This window comes from Mycobacterium sp. (genome assembly GCF_035314665.1).
Lineage (GTDB): Bacteria > Actinomycetota > Actinomycetes > Mycobacteriales > Mycobacteriaceae > Mycobacterium.
In genome coordinates, this window is sequence record NZ_DATFZD010000137.1 from 1 (window position 1) to 21234 (window position 21234).

Sequence of the window (21234 nt, forward strand, 5' to 3'; positions counted from 1 at the left end):
GCTGAGCACCGCGATCTGCGCGTCGGATGTGCACTTCATGGATCACCCGGAGATGGGGATCGACGACCCGACCGGTCGCTCGCTCTACGACGTGAATCGCGACATCGTGCTCGGCCATGAGTTCGTCGGCGAAGTCGTCGGCCACGGACCCGGCTGCACGGAACAGTTTCCGGTCGGCACTCGGGTGACGTCGATCCCGATCCGCATGGTCAACGGGGGCGCCGACGGTGTGCGAATCATCGGTCAGCACCCGGAGGCGCAAGGCAGTTTCGGCGAATTGTTGGTCATCGCCGAGGCATTGGCGAAGTCCGTCGACAGCGGCGTATCCAGCGACGCCGCCGCACTGACCGATGCGTTCGCGGTCGGCGAGTTCTACGTGCGCTCGGCGCGGATGGAGCCGGGGGAGGTGCCGGTCGTCGTCGGCGCCGGCGCAATCGGGCTGTCGGCCGTCGCGGCGCTGGCCAGCCGGGGCATCGAGCCGATCATCGTGTCGGACTACAAGTCCGAACGCCGCCAACTGGCTTGCGATCGATTCGGGGCGCATGTCGCCGTCGACCCGGCAGAAAGGTCACCGTTTGACGTGTGGCGCGAGCTACGCGCCGAGCGTGGGTTATGGGGTTCACTCGTCGTCTTCGAATGCGTCGGCGCGACAGGGCTGATCCAGAAGATCGTGGAATCCGCCGACATGAGCACTCGGATCTATTGCGCCGGTGGCTGGTACAGCGGCGATTCGCTCAGCGTCACCGATGCCACCCGGCAGGGCGTCGCCATCCAGTTTGGCGGCGGCCCGCACCCGCAGGACTGGTACGGCACCCTGGACGCCATTGCTTCCGGGCGACTCGACCCACTGCCCAGCGTCGGAGCGATCGTCGACCTCGACGAGGTCCCGGACGCGCTCGATCTGGCCCGAAAGTCCGACGGCCCACCACGAATCGTCGTCCACCCGAACGGAGACGTGGTATGACCGAACGAGAAGACCGCCAAGACATCGCCGATGTTCTCATGCGCTACGCCACCGGGATCGACCGGCGCGACTGGCCGTTATTCCGCACCGTCTTCACAGACGATTGCGAGCTGGACTACGGCGAGGTCGGTTCCTGGCAGGGTGCCGACGCGGTGACCGAGTTCATGCAACGGGCCCACGAGTTGGCCGGGCACACCATGCACCGCCTGACCAACCAGGTGATCGCTGTCGACGGCGACTCGGCCCACGCCCGCACCTATGTCGACGCGTTGATCATGCTGGCCGACAACAGCTCCGGCGTGAACGCGGCCGGTTTCTACGATGACGACTTCGTTCGTACCGAAAATGGGTGGCAGATCGCGCGCCGCCGATTCGTCCAGGTGCGCGTGGCTCCCGTGGGAGATTCAGCTTGACGTTTGCAGACAAGTACGGCCCGTGGGCCTTGGTGGCCGGCGCCTCCGACGGTGTCGGGGCCGCCTTCGCCGAGGGGCTTGCCGAGCGTGGGGTCAATGTCGTGTTGCTTGCGCGGCGCCAAGGCGTGCTGGACGAGGTGGCCGCCGGGATAGCCGCCCGCACCGGCGTCGAAACGCGCGCGCTGGCAGTCGATCTCGCTGAGCGCGACGCGGCTTCCGTCGTCGCTGAGGCCACCGACGATCTCGATATCGGCTTTCTGGTCTACTGCGCGGGAGCCGATCCGAACTTTCAGCCATTCCTGGCCAACCCGATCACCACCGCGGAGGCGATGGTGCACCGGAACTGCACGGTGCCGATGCAGTTGTGTCATCACTTCGCCCCGGCGATGGTGCAGCGCGGCCACGGCGGCATCGTGCTCTTCGGCTCGGGTGCCGGACTTGCCGGCGGGCCCAACATGGTGGCTTATAGCGCCACCAAGGCGTTCGACATGGTCTTCGCCGAGGCGCTGTGGAGCGAACTGCACGACAAGGGCGTCGACGTCCTCGGCCTTATTCTCGGCAAGACCGACACCCCCGCGCTGCGCCGCCTCGAACACAGTCGCGGGGTGCTCAGCTCCGAAGACCAGACGCCGCCGGATGCTTGCGGTGTCGATCAGGTCATCAGCGAGGCATTCGAAAACATCAGCAACGGCCCGACTTTGATGGTCGGCGACATGATGCGCGCGGCCGTGCAGGTGCTATCCTCGGTGACCCGCAACGAAGCGGTCAACTTCATGATCCAAGCCCAGGCTGCGGTCATGGGCGGCGGCAACGGGTAAAGCTCAGCTGCCCAGTTGCTTGATGAACACGCTGACCCGGTTGATCAGCCCGTCCGAATTCCGCTCGAAGACAAGGCATTCAGGGTATTCGGTAGGCACACCGTCGATGTTGAAGGTCTCGCTCAGCTCGACGTAACAGACCCGATCTGAGGCATGCGAGATCCGCTTCACGTCCAGCCGGTAACCCTTCAGCGCGGCGAACACGCCGCGCAGGAACTTCAGATACGGCTGCTTGCCTTCGACGATGTCGCAGTACGGGCCGTTCCGGATCAGGTCGTCGTCGGCGATGGTGGCTGCCAGGCCGTCCCAATCGTTGACGGCCAGGCACGCCAGATAGCGCTCCACGGCGCTGGCTTCATCAGGTTGACCCATGGCATCTTCATACGCCTACCGCGCCGCGGCCTCAACGCCAAACATCCCAGGCCGCTAAGGGCCTGGGATGTTTGGTGCCCCGTTTCGGTTTAGAGGCCGAGGAACGCCAGCGGGTCGATGGTGGAGGCCGCAGCCGTCGCCGCGTCGAGACCACCGGTGAAGGCGTCGCCCGGGTCCAGCAGCGAAAGTGCGTCGATGCTACCGAACAGTGAGTCCAGGTTGAGATTGCCCAACGGGGTCACCAGCGTGTCGGTGATCGTGTCGGCCGCGCCGTTGACTCCGGGGATCGCGGTGTAGACGTTCTCGATCCCGTCGCCGATGTTGAAGACGTCGTAGATCGAACCCACTGTGGGCAGATCCGGCGACGCGCCGGTGACACTGGCGACGGTGAACTCCGTGTTGGTCAAGCCCAACAGCTCGGTCACATCCTCGTTGCCGACGATGCTTCCGATCTCAGTGGCGCCCGACCCGGAGCCGCTGTAGATGTCGAAGTCCTGCTGGTCGATCGGGAGCACAAAGCCCCCGAGGTCGGGTGTGCCGCCACCGATCTCCAACAGCGGCGGTGCGCCGATGATCGAATAGATGGGATCGAAGCCCTCGGTCCCGCCGCTGGTGATGGGGTCGAAGGTGGTGCTGCCGATGGTGAAGGCGTCTGGAGCGCCGCTGATGCCCGCTGTCTCGAGACCGGTGAAGGCGTCGCCGGGCTGCATCTGTGCCGCCGCGTCGATGTTGCCGAACAGTGAGTCCAGATTCACGTTGCCGAACGGCGTCACCAGGGTGTCGGTGACGGTGTCCGGCGCGCCGCCGGTGCCCGGGATCGCGGTGTAGACGTTCTCGTACCCGCTGCCGAGATTGAACGCGTCGTAGACCGATCCCACCGTCGGCAAGTCCGAGGTGCTTCCACCGTCGCCTGCGGTGGCGCCAGTGACGATGAGTTGAGTGTTGGTGAAGCCCAACAGGTCTGTGACATCCTCGCCGGTGCTGATGGTGCCGACGTCGGTAGCACCTGACCCGCTGCCGCTGTAAACATCGAAGCTCTGGGTGGCGAAGTCGTCGTTGGGGTTGGTGGGATCACCGAGCGACGACCCGCCAATCTCCAACAGCGGCGGAGTGCTAGCCAACGGGGTGACCGGGGTGAAGCCCTCGGCTCCGCCCGCAAGGGTGGGGTCGAGTGTGAAGCCGCCGATGCTGAAGGCGTCGGCGCCGATGCTGCTGTCGCCTGCCTCTAAGCCGGTGAAGGCGTCGCCCGGGTTGAGCGGGGCGGCGGCATCGATGTTGCCGAACAGCGAGTCCAGGTTGATATCGCCGTTCGGCGTCACCAGGATGTCGGTGACGGTGTCGCTTCCGCCGGCTGTGCCGGGGGTGAGCGCGGTGTAGATGTTCTCGTACCCGTTGCCCAGGTTGAACACGTCATACACCGATCCCACCGTCGGCAGGGACGAGGCGTCGACACCGGCGGCGGCGTTGTCGCTGGCGACGGTGAACTCGGCGTTGGTCAAGCCGAAAAGACTCGCCACGTTCTCGTTGCCCTCGATGCTGCCGAGTTCGGCGCCGGTGGAGGGGTCGTACACGTTGAAGTCTTGGGTGGCGAGAGGGAGGATGCCGAGGACAGTCCCGCCGCCAAGCTCCAACAGCGGCGGAGCGCCTTCCAGTGTTGGGACTCCGTCGAAGCCCTCGGCTCCGCTCGCGCTGATGGGATCGAACGTGAAGTCACCGATGGTGAACGCGTCCGGACCGGCTGTGTCGGCGGCGGCCACCGCCACCTGCAGGAATGCCGTGGTCACAAGCCCGCCGGTGGCGGCTAACCCGGCAAGGATCAAGCGACGATTCATAGGGTTGCTCCTTTGACGTGTGTTCATTACTCGTGAGTAACGTCGCAGGACCCTACTCATAGGTAATATAGGGAGTCAATATATTTTTTGGAGAAATCTCAGGTTGGCAGCAGACTCCCAGGGAACCGATCAGTTGACATCGAGCGAGGTCAAAGGGCTGGCGTCGCGTCAATAGCGGGATCTAGCTGCGCTTTTGTTAACATGGTTCAGTACGTCCCTGAGACAATCCGGCCTGAAGCTCAGATGAAGCTCAGCCGTCGCGACCCGTCCGAAGACCAGCTGCCGGTGCTGCAAGGCGCCCCGGCGGCCCCGCCGCGGTGCCTATACTCCGACCTGGCGGGTAACGGGATTCTCTCTGCAGGAGAAGCCGTTCTCGCCCATGCGACGATGCAGTGGGAGGCGGGTCGGACGTGACAGGAGCCTGTGTCGGCAAAGTCGCTCTGGTCACGGGCGCCAGCCGCGGCTTGGGGAAGGCGATCGCTGCGCGATTGGCCGCCGAAGGCGCCACGGTCGGGCTTACCGCGCGCACCATGGAACCCGATCCCAAATACCAGGGTTCGCTTCGGCAAACGCTCGAGGAGATCACCGCCGCCGGCGGCGCGGCGATCGCGATTCAAGCCGACCTGTCAAAGCCGGAGGACCGGGAGCGACTCATCGCCGAGATGGTCGAACGCGTTGGTGCGCCGGACATTCTGGTCAACAACGCCGCCGTGACGTTTCTGCGTCCCCTCGACGAATTCCCGGAACGGCGCATGCGGCTGATGATCGAAATGCATGTGCTGGCGCCAATGCATCTGACTCAACTGGCCATCCCCGCCATGCGCGAACGCGGCCGCGGGTGGGTGCTCAACGTCACCTCGGTCGGCGGCGATCTGCCCGAGGGTCCGCCGTTCTCGGAGTTTGATCGCGTGGCCGGATTCGGGGTCTATGGCACGGTGAAGGCGGCCCTGAACCGGCTCACCAAAAGCCTTGCGGCCGAACTGTATGACGATGGCATCGCGGTGAACGCCGCCGCCCCCTCCAACCCGGTCGCCACCCCGGGCGCGGGCACGCTCGACTTGGCGAAGACCGACACCGAGGACATCGAGCTCATCACCCAGACCGCGCTGACGCTGTGCACCGGCGACCCTAAGTCGATGACGGGCCGGATCGCGCACACGCAGCCGTTTCTGCGTGAGATCGGATGGTTGCGCTGAGCGACCCGCTGCTGGTTCAGCTCGCTGAGCGGCTTGCGTCACGTGATGTTTCGGCGCTGGCGCCGCTGCCGGGCGGTGCGTCAAGCCTGACCTATGTGGGCAGGTGTTCCGACCGGCCGGTGGTCGTCAAGGTGGCGCCGCCCGGGGTTCGGCCGATCGCGCACCGCGATGTGTTGCGGCAAGCCCGGGTCATCCGGGCGCTCGCGCCGACACCCGTACCTGTTCCGCAGTTGCTTTTCGACGACCCGGGCGACCCACCCGACGTGCCGCCGTTGTTCGTGATGTCGCGCGTGGACGGGACCACCTGCGAGCCGCTGTTCGATGACGCCGATGCCGGACCGAAAGCCGTTGTCACTGAGCGTTTTCGGAACGCCGCTGCCGCCATGGCCCAGCTGCATCGCGTCGAGCCCGGCGCCGTGGGCCTGGGGTCCGAGCCGGTGATCGGGCCGTCCGCGGAAGTACAGCGGTGGTGTCACACTCTGGAGACCGTCGATCCCGCGCTGGCACCGGGGTGGCGCGAGGTCGCCGCCGCTCTCGAATCCAGCACGCCACCGGCCCTGCGGCCTGCCATCGTGCACGGCGACTTTCGGCTCGGCAACCTGCTGGCTGTCGACGACCGCATCACCGCCGTCATCGACTGGGAAATCTGGTCGGTCGGCGATCCGCGCGTCGACGCCGGATGGTTTCTGATCAACTGCGACCCGACGACCTACCGTCGGTCCGCGCGGGCCGCGAGATACATCCGCGCGACTCCGCCGTTGTCGGAACTGGCAGCGATCTACCGCGAAGAGCTGGGACGCGATGTGCCGGAACTGGATTGGTTCCAGGCGCTGGCCTGCTTCAAGTCCGCGGCGACGTGGTCACTGATCGTCAAGCACAACCGGCGGCGCCACTCGCCGGATCCAGACTTGGAGGCGATGGGTTTGGCGTTGCCGTGGCTGCTCTTGCGAGCCCGCGAATTGCTCGGTTGACTGCGAGGAACGCCGGCGAGATTGGCCTTCTAGGGCTGACCTGGGCCAGACTTCAGATCAGACAAGCCTTGCTGGATTCCCTGGCTGATCTGGTCTTGGATGGACGGGCCGGCTTGCGGGGCCGGCGCCTGGCAGGAGCAGGCGATGTTGTTGAACGTGGTGGGATCAGCAAGCGCGGGCGCCGCTAGTCCTAGACCGACGAGGGCGGCGATGGCGCCGGTGGCGAGCGCTTTGATGATCATTGTGTGGTTCTCCCGATAGACCTAATCCGATGATACCCGCTGGCGCCGCACTTGGGTTGCTGCTGATCCGCTGTCAACTTGCCGAGGAATAGTACGGGCAGTAGGCACCGATGCTGGCGCCGACGAAGTATCCGGCATGGTAGGGGTCGAGGTCGCTGTTGTTGATCACGTCCTGGGCGACTTGGCCCGGGGTCTCGCCCTGATCAAGCTCAGAGCAGACCAAATGACCGGCAGCGATGGCCGCATCCCCCGACTGGTAGGTAATGCCCTTGGCCTGCAGTGCCGCCAGAAAATCGTCGTCGTTAGGGTGAGCGCGAGCGGTCGGAGCCGCGGCTCCGAGGGGTCCCAGTAACGCCAGCATCGCTAGCGTCGCGGCCATGACCAACGTGCGGACACCCCGACGTGTGAGCACCCGATCCATCGCTCGGGTGTAGGCCATTGTCATGCCTGAGCCCTTCTATTCAGCAGAGGCGTTGCGCACAGCTAATGTCAAAGTAACCCGTGGCAATGACCGCGATGGTCGCATTCTTCAACATGGGTTTAGCCCTCACGACGCCCAACAGCGGCCGTTCTTGCGCGAGATCGGATGGCTGCGCCGAGGATTCGCTGCTGGGCTAGCCGCGCGGAATGCCCGCGAGCTTATCGGCGAACTTGGCTTCCGCGGCCTCGCGTAACCGCAGCAAGTGCTCGGAGGGGAAGATGTCGGGCGCAGGCTTGTGGTCTTTGAGCAGCAGCCGCGCCAGAGTGACTTTGTGGACCTCGGTCGGCCCGTCGGCCAGTCCGAGCACGAAGGACTCCACCATGTGCTGGACGAACGGCATCTCGTGTGTGACACCCAGTGATCCGTGCAGCTGCAGCGCACGGGCCGACACGTCGTGCAATACCTTCTGCATCATCGCCTTGACCGCCGAGATGTCGGCCCGAACGGCCTTGTAGTCGTTGTGCTGGTCGATCTTCCACGCTGTCTGCAACGTCAACAGCCGGAACGCTTCGATCTCCATCCACGAATCAGCGACCATCTGCTGGACGAGTTGCTTATCGCCTAGCATGTCGCCTTGGGTGTGCCGGGAAACCGCGCGCTCGCAAAGCATGTCGAAGATCCGCCGAACCAGGCCGACCGTCCGCATCGCGTGGTGGATGCGGCCACCGCCGAGCCGGGTCTGAGCCACCACGAAGGCGCCACCTCGCGGCCCGAGCATGTGATCGCTCGGAACCCGGACATTCTCGTATCGCACGTATCCTTCACGTCCTCCGCCGCCGAGCGGCTGGTAGCCAAGACCGACGTCGCGTAAGACGTTGATACCGGGCGTTTCAGCGGGGACGACGAACATCGAATGGCGTTGGTACGGCGATGCATCCGGATCCGTCACGGCCATCACAATCAAAAACGACGCGATGGAGGCGAATGACGAGAACCATTTCTCGCCGTTGATGACCCAATGATCGCCGTCCTGCACCGCGGAGGTGGTGAAGACTTTCGGGTCCGCACCGCCCTGCGGCTCGGTCATCGAGAAGCACGACACGATCCGGTTGTCCAGCAGCGGCTCCAGGTAACGCTGCTTGAGCTCCGGAGTGCCGTAGTGGGCCAGGATCTCGCTGTTGCCGGAATCCGGGGCCTGCGAGCCGAACACGATCGGCGCACATTCCGAACGGCCGAGGATCTCGTTGAGCAACGCCAGCTTCACCTGGCCGTGTCCGGGTCCGCCCAGGTGCGGACCCAGATGAGTGGCCCACAGCCCACGCTCCTTGATGATGTGCTGCAGCGGAGGAATCAGCGCCTGGCGCACCGGGTCGTTGAGATCGTGAGATTCCTTGACGATCAGATCGATTGGCTCACACTCTGCGCGGACGAACTCGTCAACCCAGGCGAGTTGTGCGGCCCATTCAGCGTCGGTCGAGAAATCCCAGGCCACCGGCCGTCCCTTCGCTACTCATGTTGATGACCACTTTTGTCTACGGGCTGCGGCTTCCTCGGTGGCGTGGCTGAGCACCTGGTTGCGGTTCTCGAGTTCGATGGCCGCTTGCAGCCCCGGGGCGTCGGTGTTGACCTGCAGCGCCCGTTTGGTCAGCTGCACACCCAGTGGCGCGAGTTCGGATATCCGAGCGGCTATTTCGAGTGCCCGCTCGGACAGCAACGCGGGCTCCACCAGCTCGCTGACCAATCCTCGGCGGTCGGCTTCCTCGGCCGAGACTATGCGGCCGGTCAGCGTCCAGTCGGCGGCGACGCTGGCGCCGACGATGCGCGGCAGAAAGTAGCTCATGCCCATCTCGGCACCGGACAGCCCGAGCAGGATCGCAGCGTTCCCGAATGTCGCTGCGGTCGAGCAGATTCTGATGTCGGCACCCAGACACAATGCCAGGCCCGCGCCGACGCAGGGACCGTTCACCGCGGCGATCACCGGCTGCGGAATATCACGAACCGCCTGCGGCAGCGCGGCCATCCTCTCCTGGAAGCGCAGGCGGTCGATCGCTGGCGCTGCCGCCTCGGGTAAATCCGGGCCGAAGTCGCGCATGTCTATGCCGGAGCAAAACCCGCGCCCAGCGCCGGTTATCACGACTGCGTTGACGGACGTGTCCGTGGCCAGGGCGGCCAAAGCTTCTTTGAGCTCGCCGACCATGACGTCGTTGATTGCGTTGAGCCGATCGGGTCGGTTGAGCTGCAACACCATCACGCCGGCGTGCGGTGTCTGCACGCTCAGTGTCTCGTTCGCCGTCAATCGAGCGCCCTTCGTCGCGAGCCCGACCCGCCGCGCCTCGGATGAGATGCGAGTTTGCGGATGAGGAGAATGCTATTCTTCCGCGCCGCATTGACGCAATCTGCTAGACGAAGTCCGAGCCGCCGTCGACGTTGACCGTTGCGCCGGTGATGTAGCCGTTGCGCTGTGATGCCAGATAAGCGGTGATCGAGGCGATCTCCTCCGGAAGCCCCGCGCGGCCCAGATCGCACGGCTGGTGGAAGTTGTTGTCGATCCAGGTCATCACGTCATGTGGGTCGGTGGCATCGAGACCGTCGGCGGCCAGAATATCCTTGAGTTGTTCGGTGAAACTCGCGGTCACGATGGTGCCCGGGCACACGCAGTTGACCAGAATGCCGTCCTTGGCAAGGCTTTTCGACAGGTTCTTGGTGACGCTGGACAGTGCTGCCTTCGATGCAGTGTAGGCGACGATGCGCGGATTCTGCCGCTGAATGGAGTGCGCGGACAGCGTCACGATGCGGGCCCAGTCTGCGGCGCGCAGCATCGGCAACGCCGCGCGAATCGAACGGACGCCCGACATGGTGCCAAGCGTGAACGCGGCGTCCCATTCGGTGTCGTCCATCTGCTCGAAGTACCCGTCGCCCGGGCCGATGGTGTGAACCAGGCTGTTCAGTTGACCCCAACGGTCGGACACCGCGGAAAAACCGTGCGCGATCGACGCGGCGTCGGCCATGTCCACGCTGATGCCGACGGCGTCGGGGGCGCCGGCCGTTCGCAGCGATTCGACCGCGGCATCCAAAGCCGCCCTGTTTCTTGCCATCACCGCGACGTTGGCCCCTTCGGCGGCCAAGGTTTGGGCGATCGCCAGCCCCATGCCCTTACTGCCGCCGGTGACGACGGCTCTCGATCCGGCCAAACCCAGGTCCATCGTGCCTCCTTAGCATCGGTCGCGCGCGGTGATGTCCGCGATCGCTTCGGGTGTCACGCCGAGTCCGCGCAAGCAGAAGCGGAGGGTACGTTGACGGACATCCGCGCGTTCGCAATCGCCTGTGGTCCATTGCCGTTCAGTGCTCGTCCACACCACTCCCTGGATGGACTGCGCATCTGTCACCGGATCGATGTTGTGAAAGACGGCGTCAACCAGACCGCGTTGCAGTTGTTCGACGAGCGGCTTGAGCATCTCGGCGTACGCGGGCTGAATCAGGCCGGGGGAGGCGAACATCTGCGACTGGGCCTCCAAAGACAAGCCGCGCAGATCAGACTTGGTGGTCTCGTCGAACGCAAGGTCGAGGCGTCCGTCGATCCAGGCGGCTACCGCCTCGACTGGGTTAGTGGCCTTCGCCATTTTCCTTCGCAGTCGCCGCTTTTCGGCGCGGGCCATCTCGAGGAAGATCTCGGCAACCAGTTGGTCCTTCGATTCGAAATGCCGATAGAAGGCGCGGGTGCTCAGCTCGGAGCGGTCGAGCACAACCGCGATGCTGAGTCCCCGAACACCTCGTTCACGAATGATTTCCGACGCGGCGACCATGATGGCGCGGCGCACGTCGGGGTCGGGAGCGAGCTTGTTTCGTCGCCGGGTGAGTGGGCGGGTCATGCGGTCGCGTCGTAGGTGGCGAGGTATTCCGCGAACCGTTCGCGGACGCCCTCGGGCGTCAGCCCGTAGTCGGCCAGATCGTAGTCATGCGAGCCACGCGACCCGGGTCTGTGTTCGCCGGCCCATTGCTCGACGGAACGCGCGGTGGCGTCGGAAAACGTCAAGCCTAACGACGTGTAACTCGCCCGCAATGTTCGCACCGGGTCTTGCTGAAGGTCCGCGAAGGCCACGTCAGAAAACCGTTCGTCACCAATACGTTTGCGAAAGTCCATCGCCCGCCGAACAGCCTCGGCCCAGCTGTCGAGTTGCTCTGCGCCCAGTTCCCCCGGGTCATCATGGTCGCTGCTCCAGCTGCGTACGTATCGAATGAGGCTGCACACCGAACCGATGACCTTGGCGGGATCGCGGTGGCTCCACATGAATTTCGCGTTGGGATACGCCTCGATGAGGGCGTCGAGAGCAAACATGTGGACCGGAGTCTTCAGGTGCCACAGGGTCGGTGGGCAATGCCACTGCAGCAGCTTCAGCACCCGACGATGAAAGGTGTAAGTCTCGCGCATATCGCAGTGCATCAGCCACGCCAGGTAACTCGGGACGCGCACGGCGCCGTCGAAATGAAAGGTACGAAAACTCATGCCCATAAGATCCTGACATTCGGTCGCGGCAGTCGCCTCGGAGTTATGGAGCGTCTTCATCAACGGAAACATCTCGTCCAGCATTTTCAGGCCTTCTTCGGCCTGAGCGATACGTGGATCGGTGTCTTGGGTTGCGGCCTCCGGCGGCGGGGTCGGAGCCTGCGATTCCCACATCCGCAATGACCGAAACTGCGGGTCGGCGGCGACCAGCTGGCTCAGCGCCGTGGTCCCGGTGCGGGGTAGCCCGATGACAAATACCGGGCCGTCGACCACCTCGTCGTCGATTTCAGGGTGCTGCGCGTAGGTGGCCTCGACCTTGAGGCGCTGGATCAGCGCGTTGCTGATCGTGGCGTGCTGGATGATCCGGCCCATCTCGGACAGCTCCGCCTCGTTGTTCAGCGCATCAACCGTGCGTTGCAGGCCCTCCCGGTAGTACGGCGACCCGAAGTCGCGCAAACCCGTTGCGGCGCAGGCGCCGTCTTCAAGCTCGTCAGCGGAGAACGTCATAGCGCGAACCTTTCGTGCACGGCGCGCCGGCGCCGCTCGAGGACCGATGCCCGTTCGTCGGCGGTGATCCTTGAAGTGTCGGCAGGCAACGCGGACGCGATCTCGTCGAACGACACGACTCGCGCGTTCGGGGTGGGCGCGGTGGTGGTGCGTACGCAGCGCAGAATCATCGCGCCGTTGCTGAATCCCGCGGTGTCCAGCCAATTCGCCACCCCGGGATCGCGGCCGCACAGCACCACCCGCACCAGCCCATCAGAGTCCACGACGGCCTGATGCGCGTTCAGGCTGGACTGGCGGCGACCGTAGTGAATCGTTTCCCACCACGGATTGCCGAGCGAGAAGCTCCAGTAAACCCCCTGGGGCGGTTCGACTTCCAGGATCAGCGCCTCATCCGGGCCGAGTTCCCAACGCCCGATGACGGGCTTGTTCTCCGCGGCCGCGCCCATTGCCGTGCGGTCGATCGGGGGCAAAAAGCCATTGGCTGGGGCTGCCGCGCCGAACTGCAGAAAGAACTCGAGATTGTCGTGAACGAAGTCGCCGAGGGCGGCCAGCTGCCGTGACACCACGTGGTCGGGATCGATCGTGGGAACTTTGCGGTGCGCCCGATCGCCGATGCGTTCGATCCGCAACGACGATGGCACCTCGGTATCCCAGTCGTAGAAGAAGTGCCGCACGGTCAATGTCGGGTGGTCGCCCTCGATCCGCATCCAGTTGCCGTCGTGCTCCTGCGCGGACAACACCACCTCGAAGTTGCCGTCGCCGTCGGGTTCGAGTTCGTCGACCAAGGCATTCGCGGTCGAGGCGATGCCGTTCATCGTCTGCAGTCCCACATAGCGGGCGGTGCCACGGTTACCGAACAGCCGATAGCTTTCACCGCCGCGCAGCTTGGCGCCGGTATACAGGCAGTCCGGGCACTCCATTCCCCAGCTCACGAGGTCGGTAGTGCTTGCGCGCTGGACGCACAGGATCGGATCGGGATCGAAGCGCAACGCCTCATCGATACCGGCGGCCAGCAGCACCAGCAGGTGCCGCATCCCTGCCGCGAGATCGACCCGATTTCGGCTTGCCGGATCGGATCCGACGGTCTGGGCCCCGCTCTCAAGCCGGCGCAGCAGATGCGACCACGCCGCAGCCAGGTCGACGTCGCCGTTCGGCGGTGTCTCGGTAGCCGCCTCCGCAATCGAGTGCGGCAACCACGCCATCGGCCGCTGTGCGGCGGTCACATTGCCACTGCCTGTGCGTACATATGGGGACCTTTAACTGAGAACATTGTTTTCGCTTAACGCTAGATCACTATCACAGCGGGCCCGCGAGATGTCAATGGCGGACCACGACACCGGTAAGGTCCGATCTGTGACAAACCACGAGGTAACAGATGGTGTGACGGTCGTCCGATTCGACCATCCGCCGGTCAATGCGCAAGATCTGGACCTGCTCGAAGTCATCATCGCATCGATGCGAAAAGTAGAGGGACCTGTCGTCATCACCGGCGCCGGCCGGTGCTTCTCGGCCGGTGTCGACCTGCGTGCGCTCATCGACGGTGGCACCGAGTACGCCGAGCGCTTCGTCGCCGCGCTGTCGGAGGCGTTCCTCGCGGTGTTCGACCACCCGGCGCCAGTGGTCGCCGCGATCAACGGGCATGCCATTGCGGGCGGGTGTATCCTGGCCATGTGCGCCGACGTACGACTGATGTCGGCGGGCACGATCGGCCTCACGGAGCTTTCGGTCGGCGTCCCGTTTCCGGTGGCCGCGCTGGAGATATGCCGCTTTGCGATGGGAACATCGGCGACCCGAGCAGCGCTGCAGGCTAAGACGATTGACGCGAACACCGCGCTGGCCCGAGGCTGGATCGACGAGGTTGTCCCGAATGACGAGCTGATTTCCCAGGCGGTTGCGACCGCGCGCGAACTCGGCGAGTACTCACCGTCTGCGTACGCGGCCACCAAGCGACAGCTGCACCAGCCGGTTCGCGTCGCGATAGACGGCGGCGCGGAAATGGATGCCGAGGTGCGGGCGAGTTGGATCAACGAGGAAACACGCGGCCGCATCGCCGCATTTGTCGAAGCGCTTGCCCGCAACCGCTAAGTTGGCCCACTGTGAGCTTTTGGATCGCCCACGCCGCGGAGACGCTGACCGAAGAGATACCCGCGACACCCGACCAGGTACGCGACTTCTACGTGGATCTGGACAACATCAAAGTCGTGCACCCGCTGGTCGTTTCGGTGCAAACCATATCGCGCAGCGAGGCCGCTGACGGCTACGTCCAGACGTATCGGGTGCGCGACCGTATCCCGTTGGGGGCGTTCGCGCTGCGGATTAGCTACTGGGCCCGCGTCGAGGTTCCGGTGCACGGAGATGTGCTCACCGAGGCGCGCCAGTTCCCCCGGGTGCGGCTGCGCGGCGCCGTGACCTTCGAGCCGATCGACTCGGGCACCCGTCTGACCGAGCGATTACAGATTGCGGCTCCCCGGCTGCTGGCCGCGACGACCCGACGCGAAGCGGTCAACGCGCACACCGCGATGTTGGCGGGCATCCGCAGCCACTTCGCGCAGTCGGCATAATCGGCGTGTGCCACACACGACGAACGCACTCGCCAACCCAGATCAGCCGCATCACGCGCTTGTGCGCGAGTTGGAACGCTACATCGCGGCCCACAATCCCGACCTGACCGACGTCAACGTGCTAAGCGTGACGGACACCGGTCGGGTCGACAAGACCCACAAGCCGGTCCGCCACTGGTACCACGTCAGCTACGAAGCGTGACAGCGATCAGCTCAGATGCTGTCGCAGCTCTCGCTTGAGCACCTTGCCGTAGCTGTTCTTCGGTAGCTGGTCGACGATCAGATAGCGCTTGGGGCGCTTGAAGCGGGCGATGCGCTGCAGCAGATGCGCGTCGAGCTCGTTGGGTTCGGCCGCGCCGACGATGAACGCGACCACGACCTCGCCCCATTCGGCGTCCGGTGCTCCGACCACGCAAGCCTCCGACACCCCCGGATGCTCGAGCAGCGCCTCCTCCACCTCGCGGGGATAAATGTTGGTGCCGCCGCTGATCACGACATCTTTCGAACGGTCGTGCAGTGTCAGGTAACCACGTGCATCGAAGGAGCCCATATCGCCGGTGCGCAGCCACCCGTTGTGCAGTGCCGCATCAGTGGCATCGGGGTTGTGCCAGTAGCCGGACATGACAACGTCTCCGCGGCAGACGATCTCACCGATCTCACCGATGCTCGCAGGTGTGTCGTCGGCGCGCAGCACCGCGACTTCCATACCCGACCGCGGGTAACCGACAGAGCCCAAGATCGCGTCGCTGGCCGCTTCGTGGTTCGCACGGCGCAAGCCCGTGATGGTCATCGGTGACTCGCCCTGGCCGTAAATCTGGGCGAAAACCGGTCCGAAGGCAGCAAGCGCTTTCTTAATGCTCTCCACGTACATCGGACCGCCGCCGTAGACGATGGTGCGCAGCTGGCTCGGGCGCGCGCGACCGGTTTCGACAACCCGCTGCACCATCGTCGGCGCGAGGAAGGCGCTGCACCCCGGATGACATTCGCACAGGTCCAGGAATTCGCCCGGATCGAACCCGCCGCGCGGCGGCACCACCTGGCGGGCGCCACGCAGCACATAGGCCGGAATGTAGAGGCCGGAACCGTGCGACATCGGCGCGGCGTGCACCAGGCTGCATCCCTCGTCGGGTGCGTCGATGTCGGCGAGGTGAGCGATCGTCATCGCCATCAGGTTGCGGTGGCTGAGCATGGCGCCTTTGGACCGGCCAGTAGTCCCGCTGGTGTAGAACAGCCAGGCCAGCGTCGACGGATCGGTGCACGGCGCCGCTGCGGGCGCAGCGAGCAGACGATCCGAGTAGTCTTCTGTCTCAATGCTTTCCACCGGAAAGCCGGAGCCTGACCCTAGCTGCGCGGCGATCGTTGCCGAGGCGAATACTTGTGAGACGCCGGCATCTTCCAGGATTTGCACCATTTCGCGGGGATGCAGTTTGTAGTTGATCGGGACCGCGACGCACTCCGCCGCCCAAATCCCGAACAGCAGTTCAACGATCTCCGGGCGATTCTCACTGATGATCGCAAGCCGCGCGCCCGCGGGGCAGTGCTGCCGAATCGAGCCCGCCAGGTGCAGCGCGCGGTCCCGCAGCTCCTGCCAGGTACAGTAGCGCCGCTCGCCGTGATACACGGCGCCGCGATCGGGAAAGCGCTGCGCGGTCTGCTCCAGCAGCGCGAACAGGTTCACCTTGCCGTCCACTCCGACGTCAACGCGAATTTCGACAGGTACTTCGTGGAGCTCCATCCACCGTCGACCACGATGGTTTGCCCGTTGATGAAACTGCCGCCGGGCGAGCACAAGAAAGCGACCGTGCTCGCCACGTCGTCGACGGTACCCAACCGCTGATGCGGTGTCATCTCGACCTGCATCCGACGAAATCGCGGATCCTGCAACCGCTCTTCGGTCATCGCCGTCTGGATGACGCCGGGAGCCACCGCGTTGCAGCGTATTCCGTGCGACCCGTACTGGCAGGCGATATGAGTGGTCAGCGCGGTCAGCCCGCCTTTGGCCGCGGAGTACGGACCGCCGCGAAGACCGCCCACGACGGCGAACGTCGAGGTGATGTTGATGATGGCCGATCCGGGCTGCATGTGCGGCAGCACGTCGCGCGCCAGCCGGAACGGCGCGCGCAACATCACGTTGAGGAAGTAATCCAGCGTCTCGTCGTCGGTCCCGTGCAGCGGTGTGGGGTTTCCGACCCCGGCGTTGTTGATCAGGAAATCGATCCGGCCCCAGCGTTCGACCGCGGTTTCGACGATCCGGCTGGGCGCATCGTCGTCGGTCAGGTCGACCGCAACGGTTGCGATACGGTCAGGTGCGCCAATGGCTTCCGCCAACTCGGCGAGCCGCTGTTCATTGCGGCCGGTGGCAACGACCGCCATTCCCATTTCGGAGAGCTTGGTCGCGCATCCGAAGCCGATACCGCCCGTTGCGCCGGTTACGATCGCTATCTGCATGTCATCCATCCGTCTTGGTGAGGGCCGCCTGGATTTGGTGCTTGAGCACCTTGCCGGCGTCGTTTCGCGGGAGTTGTTCCCAGATCACTACTTGCTCGGGTGCTTTGAATGTGGCGACCCCTTGGGCCTGCAGGAAACTGCGCAGGCTCGCGACGTCAGGACGGGACTGATCCGTCGGCACGATGACGGCGCAAGCCCGCTCGCCGGTGCGAGTATCCGGCAGGCCGACAACGGCGATCTCCGCGACTCCGGGATGGTCGATGAGGATGTCCTCGATTTCCTTGGGCGCGATGTTCTCGCCGTTGCGGATGATGACGTCCTTGGCACGCCCGGTGACGACGAGGTAGTCGTGATCGACCCAGCGGGCGAGATCACCGGTGCGGAAGTAGCCTTCGGCGTCGAACGATCCGGATTCATCGCCAGGGTGCGCGTAGCCGACCAGCATCTGCGGGCCGCGGGCCAGGATCTCGCCACCGCCGGCGGTGTCGTCGCCGAGCTTGATCTGCGCGAATCCGGCGCGGCCGTCGGTGTCCGCGGCATGGTCGGGGTCGAGCGGCGCACCGACCGTCGTCACCGGAACCTCGGTCGAGCCGTACACCCGGGTCACGACGGCGCGCGCGAAATACTCAGCCGCTCTGCGGATCAGCGACGGCGACACCGATGCGCCGCCGCAGACGAAAAGCTTGAGCTCCGGCAATCGGGTACCGGCGCGCTCGGCGGCGGCGAGTAACTGCTCCAGAAAGGGTGTCGCTCCGGCGATGTGCGTGCAGTGCTGTTCTCGGATGAGTTCAACCGCTTCATCGGCGTTCCAGCGTTCCATCAGAACCGTCGACGTGCCCAGCAGCAGCGGACATTCAAACGCGTAGATGGAGCCGCCGATGTGCGCGATCGGCGACGGCACCAGAAACCTGTCGCCGGGCCGTACCTGCCAGTAGTCGCGGAGCTGGCAGATCAGCGCGTGCATCGAGTTGTGGCTGTGCAGAACACCTTTAGGCCGACCCGTGGTCCCCGATGTATAGAGGATCATGCGCACCGCATCCGGATCCAGCGTCGGCAGCTCGACGGCCGGCGAGGTCGCCGTGGGCAGCGATGCGCCACCGCGGACCACGACGACCTCCGGCGGTGAATCCATCTGGCTGACCACCCGATCCAGCATCGCCACATAGTCGTGCCGCGCGAAAACCGATGGCACGAAAATCATCCGAGTGTCTGCGTCGTTGAGAATGAACAGCAGCTCCCGCTCCCGCAGCGACGGCAGAATCGGGTTCACCACCATTCCGGCCATCGTCGCGGCCAGGTAAATGATCGTGGCCTCATGCCAATTGGGCAGCATCAACGACACCACGCTGCCGACCGGCATGCGGGCAAGCATCGTCTGCGCCAGTGCCGACGCCTGGTCGTAAAGGCTTCGGCAGTCCAGTTGGCATGCCGCGTCGATCAGCACGATTCGCTGCGGTGTGCGCTGCGCGGCCTCGACCAGCGAGTCGGCAAGGGTGCCACGCACCCACCACCCGTGCCCGTAGGCGTCGGCGGCCCGCTCGTCGTCCCAGCGGACCTGTCGTCCATCGATCAGTTTTCCGGTCACATTGCTTGGCATCGCGATCTATGGGTGAGGTTAGCTGCGCACGCGTCGCATCGTCATCGAGTGACGGAAACGCGCGGCGGGATGCGTGTTGATCGTCACCTGGGCGACCTCGCCGTCGGACGTGGTGTAGGTGCGGTGCACCTCGAGTCCCGGGCTATCGCCGTCGACGCTGAGCTCCTCGGCGAGCAGCGGCGAGATCAACACCGCTGCGATCTCTTGGCGAACCTCGATGATGCTCAGCCCGAAAAGGTCTTCGATCAGCGGGAAGATCGGACCGGTATGACGTGGCAGCAGTCTGCCCACGGCCGCGAATGCCCGGTTGATGTAGTACTCGGTTCGGCACACCGGAAACGTCGCACCCTCGATCCGCCGGAAACCACGGACGGCCAACCATTCTTCGCCGCGGCTGAGCCCGGTTCGGGTGGCCAGCTCATCGTCGATCATCACCATTCCGGTGGACTCGATCGCGAATTGCGCGCCGGTCGCGAAGGCCAGCAGGTCGTTGATCGAGACGACGTCTTGAACGTAGGAGTCTGAGGAGGGCCGCGGTACGACCAGCGTGCCGGCCCGGGGTCGGGATGCGACGAGATTGTCGTCGCGTAGCCGTCGCAACGCCTCCCGGACGGTGTAGCGACTGACCGAAAACCGCTCGCACAGTTGATGTTCGGTGGGAAGCTGCGACCCCACCGGGTATACTCCGTCGACGATTTCTTTCCGCAATGCTCGCGCGACCTGAAGGTAGCGGTGGTCGGCTGATCGGTCGTCAGCCATGGAGACCGTCCTGCCGCAATGCCAACACGCTGCCCTCCGCGTCGGCCGACACGTAGAGTGTGTCGTCCGACCCGGCGGCGATGCCGGCGAACGGCCCCTGCGGCCCGGAGAACGGCGGCATGCCCTTCAGCGGCTTGGGTGATACGCCGGGCGGAGCGCCGATCGGCAAGCCGGAGGCGATCGTGTGCCGGCTTGCATCCTCGAGATCGACGGCGATCAACGCCTTGGCGTCGGCGTCGACAACGTATAGCTGCCGCCCGAGAACGAGAATGCCTTGCGGCCTTTGCAAGTCGTCCACCACGGTTTGGACGCCGGATGCTGTCAGTCTGACCACCCGGCCTGCACCCGCCTCGGCGACCAGGCAGGCGCCGTCGGGCGTGATCGCCAGCCCGATCGGATCGTGCAGGCGCGACGCGATCACCTCGACGTGGCCGGCGTGGATCGACAACACCCGTCCGGTCCCGAGTTCGGCCGCGACCACGGCACCGTCGGCGGTGATCGCCACGCCGTAGAGCTGATCCAATCCGTCTGCCAGCACCTCGGTTTCGCAGCGGGCGGGCCGGTAGCGCGACACCTGACCACCGGAGGTGGTGACGACGAACTCACCGGGTCCGGCCGGCACCAGGCCGCGCAGGAAACCCGGGTAGCCCGGGGTGAACAGCATGCCGACGGTCTGCAATGTGCGGTCGGGCGTCACAACGTAGAAGTAGGTGCCGTCGGCGATGTAGAGGTTGCCGTCGGCCCCGACGGCCAGATCCAGCGGCCAGTTCAGCCCGCCCGGCAACACGGTCGAAGTTCCCCCGCCGCTGAGGATTTCGGTGATCTCGCCGGTGAAATTCGAGACGAACAGCCGATCCCCTACAAAGGTCGAGTTGTCCAGGCCGGGGCTGAGATTGGCCAGTACTGTCTGCTCGCCGGTGCGCGGCTCGATGCGTAACACCTGGCCGCTGTGTACCTGGGTCGAAACGATGTGGCCTGTCGGATCGAACTTCACCGAGTCGGGCACGCCGAGGCCGGTGGCGACCGTCTCGGGCGTACCGCCGTCAAGGGCGATCCGCCAGATTTCGTTGGCGCCCATCACCGGGAAGTACAGCAAGCCGTCCGGGCCGACCTCCATCGCGTTGGGCGACGGGACATTTTCCAGCAGCACCCGCGGCGGACCGCCGCCCAAGTCAAGCTCGAGAATGCGCCCGCCCTCGCGGCACTCACCGATGAACAACCGGCCCTGATGGACGGTGATTCCGTTGGCGGACGGGACATCGTCGCGCAGCACCCGAGTGCGGCCGTCGGCGCTGCGCGCGCTGACCCGACCGTCCATGACCTCGGTGGCGTAAAGGTTGCCGCGCGGGTCGAAAGCCACGTCGTCCGGCGCGATGATGTCGCCGCCCTTGGCGCTGATCGTTTCCAGCCCACCGGTCCCGATGTCGAGGGCGCTGATCTGGCTGCCGGTCACCTGCGCGATGTAGATCCGGCCGTCGGGGCCGGTCCGCAGACCGTTCGCGCCGAACAGCCGGCTCGGCGGGGTGAGCCGCTCGCACCGCCAGCCCTCGGCGAGGATCGGTGACATCCCGGCACCCGAGCGCCCTTGTTGTAGCAACATCGGTGGTGACCTCCGGGCCGAGTTGTCAG

At 65.1% G+C, this 21234-nt stretch carries 23 protein-coding genes; 8 read left to right on the forward strand and 15 right to left on the reverse strand.

Annotated features, from left to right (window positions below; genetic code table 11):
* The 3 genes from VKI00_RS10670 to VKI00_RS10680 form a co-directional block, all read left to right on the forward strand.
* A partial coding sequence (locus VKI00_RS10670) for a zinc-binding dehydrogenase (protein WP_324437432.1) occupies positions 1-964 on the forward strand: 964 nt, incomplete at its 5' end.
* Positions 961-1377 (forward strand): nuclear transport factor 2 family protein, encoded by a 417-nt coding sequence (locus tag VKI00_RS10675; RefSeq protein ID WP_324437433.1) that lies wholly within the window; start codon positions 961-963, stop codon positions 1375-1377. The genes VKI00_RS10670 and VKI00_RS10675, both read left to right, overlap by 4 nt.
* Positions 1374-2195, forward strand: a complete 822-nt coding sequence (locus tag VKI00_RS10680) for an SDR family NAD(P)-dependent oxidoreductase (RefSeq protein WP_324437434.1) — start codon at positions 1374-1376, stop codon at positions 2193-2195. The genes VKI00_RS10675 and VKI00_RS10680 overlap by 4 nt, the downstream gene beginning before the upstream one ends.
* Before the next feature lie 3 nt (positions 2196-2198).
* On the opposite strand, the gene VKI00_RS10685 is transcribed toward VKI00_RS10680, so the two are convergent.
* Positions 2199-2567, reverse strand: coding sequence for a nuclear transport factor 2 family protein (locus tag VKI00_RS10685; RefSeq protein WP_324437435.1), 369 nt, complete (start codon positions 2565-2567; stop codon positions 2199-2201).
* Between the two features lie 89 nt (positions 2568-2656).
* Positions 2657-4399, reverse strand: a complete 1743-nt coding sequence (locus tag VKI00_RS10690) for a hypothetical protein (protein WP_324437436.1) — start codon at positions 4397-4399, stop codon at positions 2657-2659.
* A gap of 410 nt (positions 4400-4809) precedes the next feature.
* Between VKI00_RS10690 and VKI00_RS10695 the strand changes: the two genes are divergently transcribed.
* Both VKI00_RS10695 and VKI00_RS10700 read left to right on the forward strand, forming a co-directional pair.
* Positions 4810-5595 carry an SDR family oxidoreductase gene (locus VKI00_RS10695; protein ID WP_324437437.1) on the forward strand — a complete coding sequence of 262 codons (786 nt, stop codon included), beginning with the start codon at positions 4810-4812 and terminating at the stop codon, positions 5593-5595.
* Positions 5583-6566, forward strand: a complete 984-nt coding sequence (locus VKI00_RS10700; protein ID WP_324437438.1) for a phosphotransferase family protein — start codon at positions 5583-5585, stop codon at positions 6564-6566. Before VKI00_RS10695 ends, VKI00_RS10700 begins: the two co-directional genes overlap by 13 nt.
* 29 nt (positions 6567-6595) lie before the next feature.
* Here VKI00_RS10700 and VKI00_RS10705 read toward each other — a convergent pair whose 3' ends face one another.
* From VKI00_RS10705 to VKI00_RS10740, 8 genes are all read right to left on the reverse strand, one after another.
* On the reverse strand, positions 6596-6808 hold the full coding sequence (locus VKI00_RS10705; protein WP_324437439.1) for a hypothetical protein: 213 nt from the start codon (positions 6806-6808) through the stop codon (positions 6596-6598).
* Between the two features lie 73 nt (positions 6809-6881).
* On the reverse strand, positions 6882-7253 hold the full coding sequence (locus VKI00_RS10710) for a DUF732 domain-containing protein (RefSeq protein ID WP_414687167.1): 372 nt from the start codon (positions 7251-7253) through the stop codon (positions 6882-6884).
* Positions 7254-7422: 169 nt separating this feature from the next.
* A complete protein-coding gene (locus VKI00_RS10715) occupies positions 7423-8721 on the reverse strand; it encodes an acyl-CoA dehydrogenase family protein (RefSeq protein WP_324437440.1) in 1299 nt (432 codons plus the stop codon).
* A gap of 18 nt (positions 8722-8739) precedes the next feature.
* Positions 8740-9477 (reverse strand): enoyl-CoA hydratase/isomerase family protein, encoded by a 738-nt coding sequence (locus VKI00_RS10720; RefSeq protein WP_324437490.1) that lies wholly within the window; start codon positions 9475-9477, stop codon positions 8740-8742.
* Positions 9478-9628: 151 nt separating this feature from the next.
* Positions 9629-10432, reverse strand: a complete 804-nt coding sequence (locus tag VKI00_RS10725; protein ID WP_324437441.1) for an SDR family NAD(P)-dependent oxidoreductase — start codon at positions 10430-10432, stop codon at positions 9629-9631.
* 9 nt (positions 10433-10441) lie between these two features.
* On the reverse strand, positions 10442-11098 hold the full coding sequence (locus VKI00_RS10730; RefSeq protein ID WP_324437442.1) for a TetR/AcrR family transcriptional regulator: 657 nt from the start codon (positions 11096-11098) through the stop codon (positions 10442-10444).
* Positions 11095-12240: a sulfotransferase gene (locus VKI00_RS10735; protein ID WP_324437443.1), complete on the reverse strand. Its 1146-nt coding sequence runs from the start codon at positions 12238-12240 to the stop codon at positions 11095-11097. The genes VKI00_RS10730 and VKI00_RS10735 overlap by 4 nt, the downstream gene beginning before the upstream one ends.
* Positions 12237-13442, reverse strand: a complete 1206-nt coding sequence (locus VKI00_RS10740) for a hypothetical protein (RefSeq protein WP_324437491.1) — start codon at positions 13440-13442, stop codon at positions 12237-12239. The genes VKI00_RS10735 and VKI00_RS10740 overlap by 4 nt, the downstream gene beginning before the upstream one ends.
* Positions 13443-13593: 151 nt before the next feature.
* On the opposite strand from VKI00_RS10740, the gene VKI00_RS10745 reads away from it, so the two are divergent.
* The 3 genes from VKI00_RS10745 to VKI00_RS10755 are packed head-to-tail and all read left to right on the forward strand — an operon-like array spanning position 13594 to position 15003.
* Complete coding sequence (locus VKI00_RS10745) at positions 13594-14325, forward strand: enoyl-CoA hydratase/isomerase family protein (protein ID WP_324437444.1); 732 nt, start codon at positions 13594-13596, stop codon at positions 14323-14325.
* Between the two features lie 11 nt (positions 14326-14336).
* Positions 14337-14801 (forward strand): SRPBCC family protein, encoded by a 465-nt coding sequence (locus VKI00_RS10750; protein WP_324437445.1) that lies wholly within the window; start codon positions 14337-14339, stop codon positions 14799-14801.
* Positions 14802-14808: 7 nt separating this feature from the next.
* Positions 14809-15003 (forward strand): hypothetical protein, encoded by a 195-nt coding sequence (locus tag VKI00_RS10755; protein ID WP_324437446.1) that lies wholly within the window; start codon positions 14809-14811, stop codon positions 15001-15003.
* A gap of 6 nt (positions 15004-15009) precedes the next feature.
* On the opposite strand, the gene VKI00_RS10760 is transcribed toward VKI00_RS10755, so the two are convergent.
* Genes VKI00_RS10760 through VKI00_RS10780 form a run of 5 tightly spaced genes read right to left on the reverse strand, consistent with a single transcriptional unit; the run spans position 15010 to position 21172 of the window.
* On the reverse strand, positions 15010-16536 hold the full coding sequence (locus VKI00_RS10760; RefSeq protein ID WP_324437447.1) for an AMP-binding protein: 1527 nt from the start codon (positions 16534-16536) through the stop codon (positions 15010-15012).
* Positions 16476-17258: an SDR family oxidoreductase gene (locus VKI00_RS10765; protein WP_324437448.1), complete on the reverse strand. Its 783-nt coding sequence runs from the start codon at positions 17256-17258 to the stop codon at positions 16476-16478. Before VKI00_RS10765 ends, VKI00_RS10760 begins: the two co-directional genes overlap by 61 nt.
* Positions 17251-18834, reverse strand: a complete 1584-nt coding sequence (locus VKI00_RS10770; RefSeq protein ID WP_324437449.1) for an AMP-binding protein — start codon at positions 18832-18834, stop codon at positions 17251-17253. The genes VKI00_RS10765 and VKI00_RS10770 overlap by 8 nt, the downstream gene beginning before the upstream one ends.
* A gap of 30 nt (positions 18835-18864) precedes the next feature.
* The gene (locus tag VKI00_RS10775; protein WP_324437450.1) at positions 18865-19605 is read right to left on the reverse strand and encodes a GntR family transcriptional regulator; all 741 of its coding nucleotides are present in this window, start codon (positions 19603-19605) and stop codon (positions 18865-18867) included.
* Positions 19598-21172: an SMP-30/gluconolactonase/LRE family protein gene (locus tag VKI00_RS10780; protein ID WP_324437492.1), complete on the reverse strand. Its 1575-nt coding sequence runs from the start codon at positions 21170-21172 to the stop codon at positions 19598-19600. Before VKI00_RS10780 ends, VKI00_RS10775 begins: the two co-directional genes overlap by 8 nt.
* Positions 21173-21234: the final 62 nt, after the last annotated feature.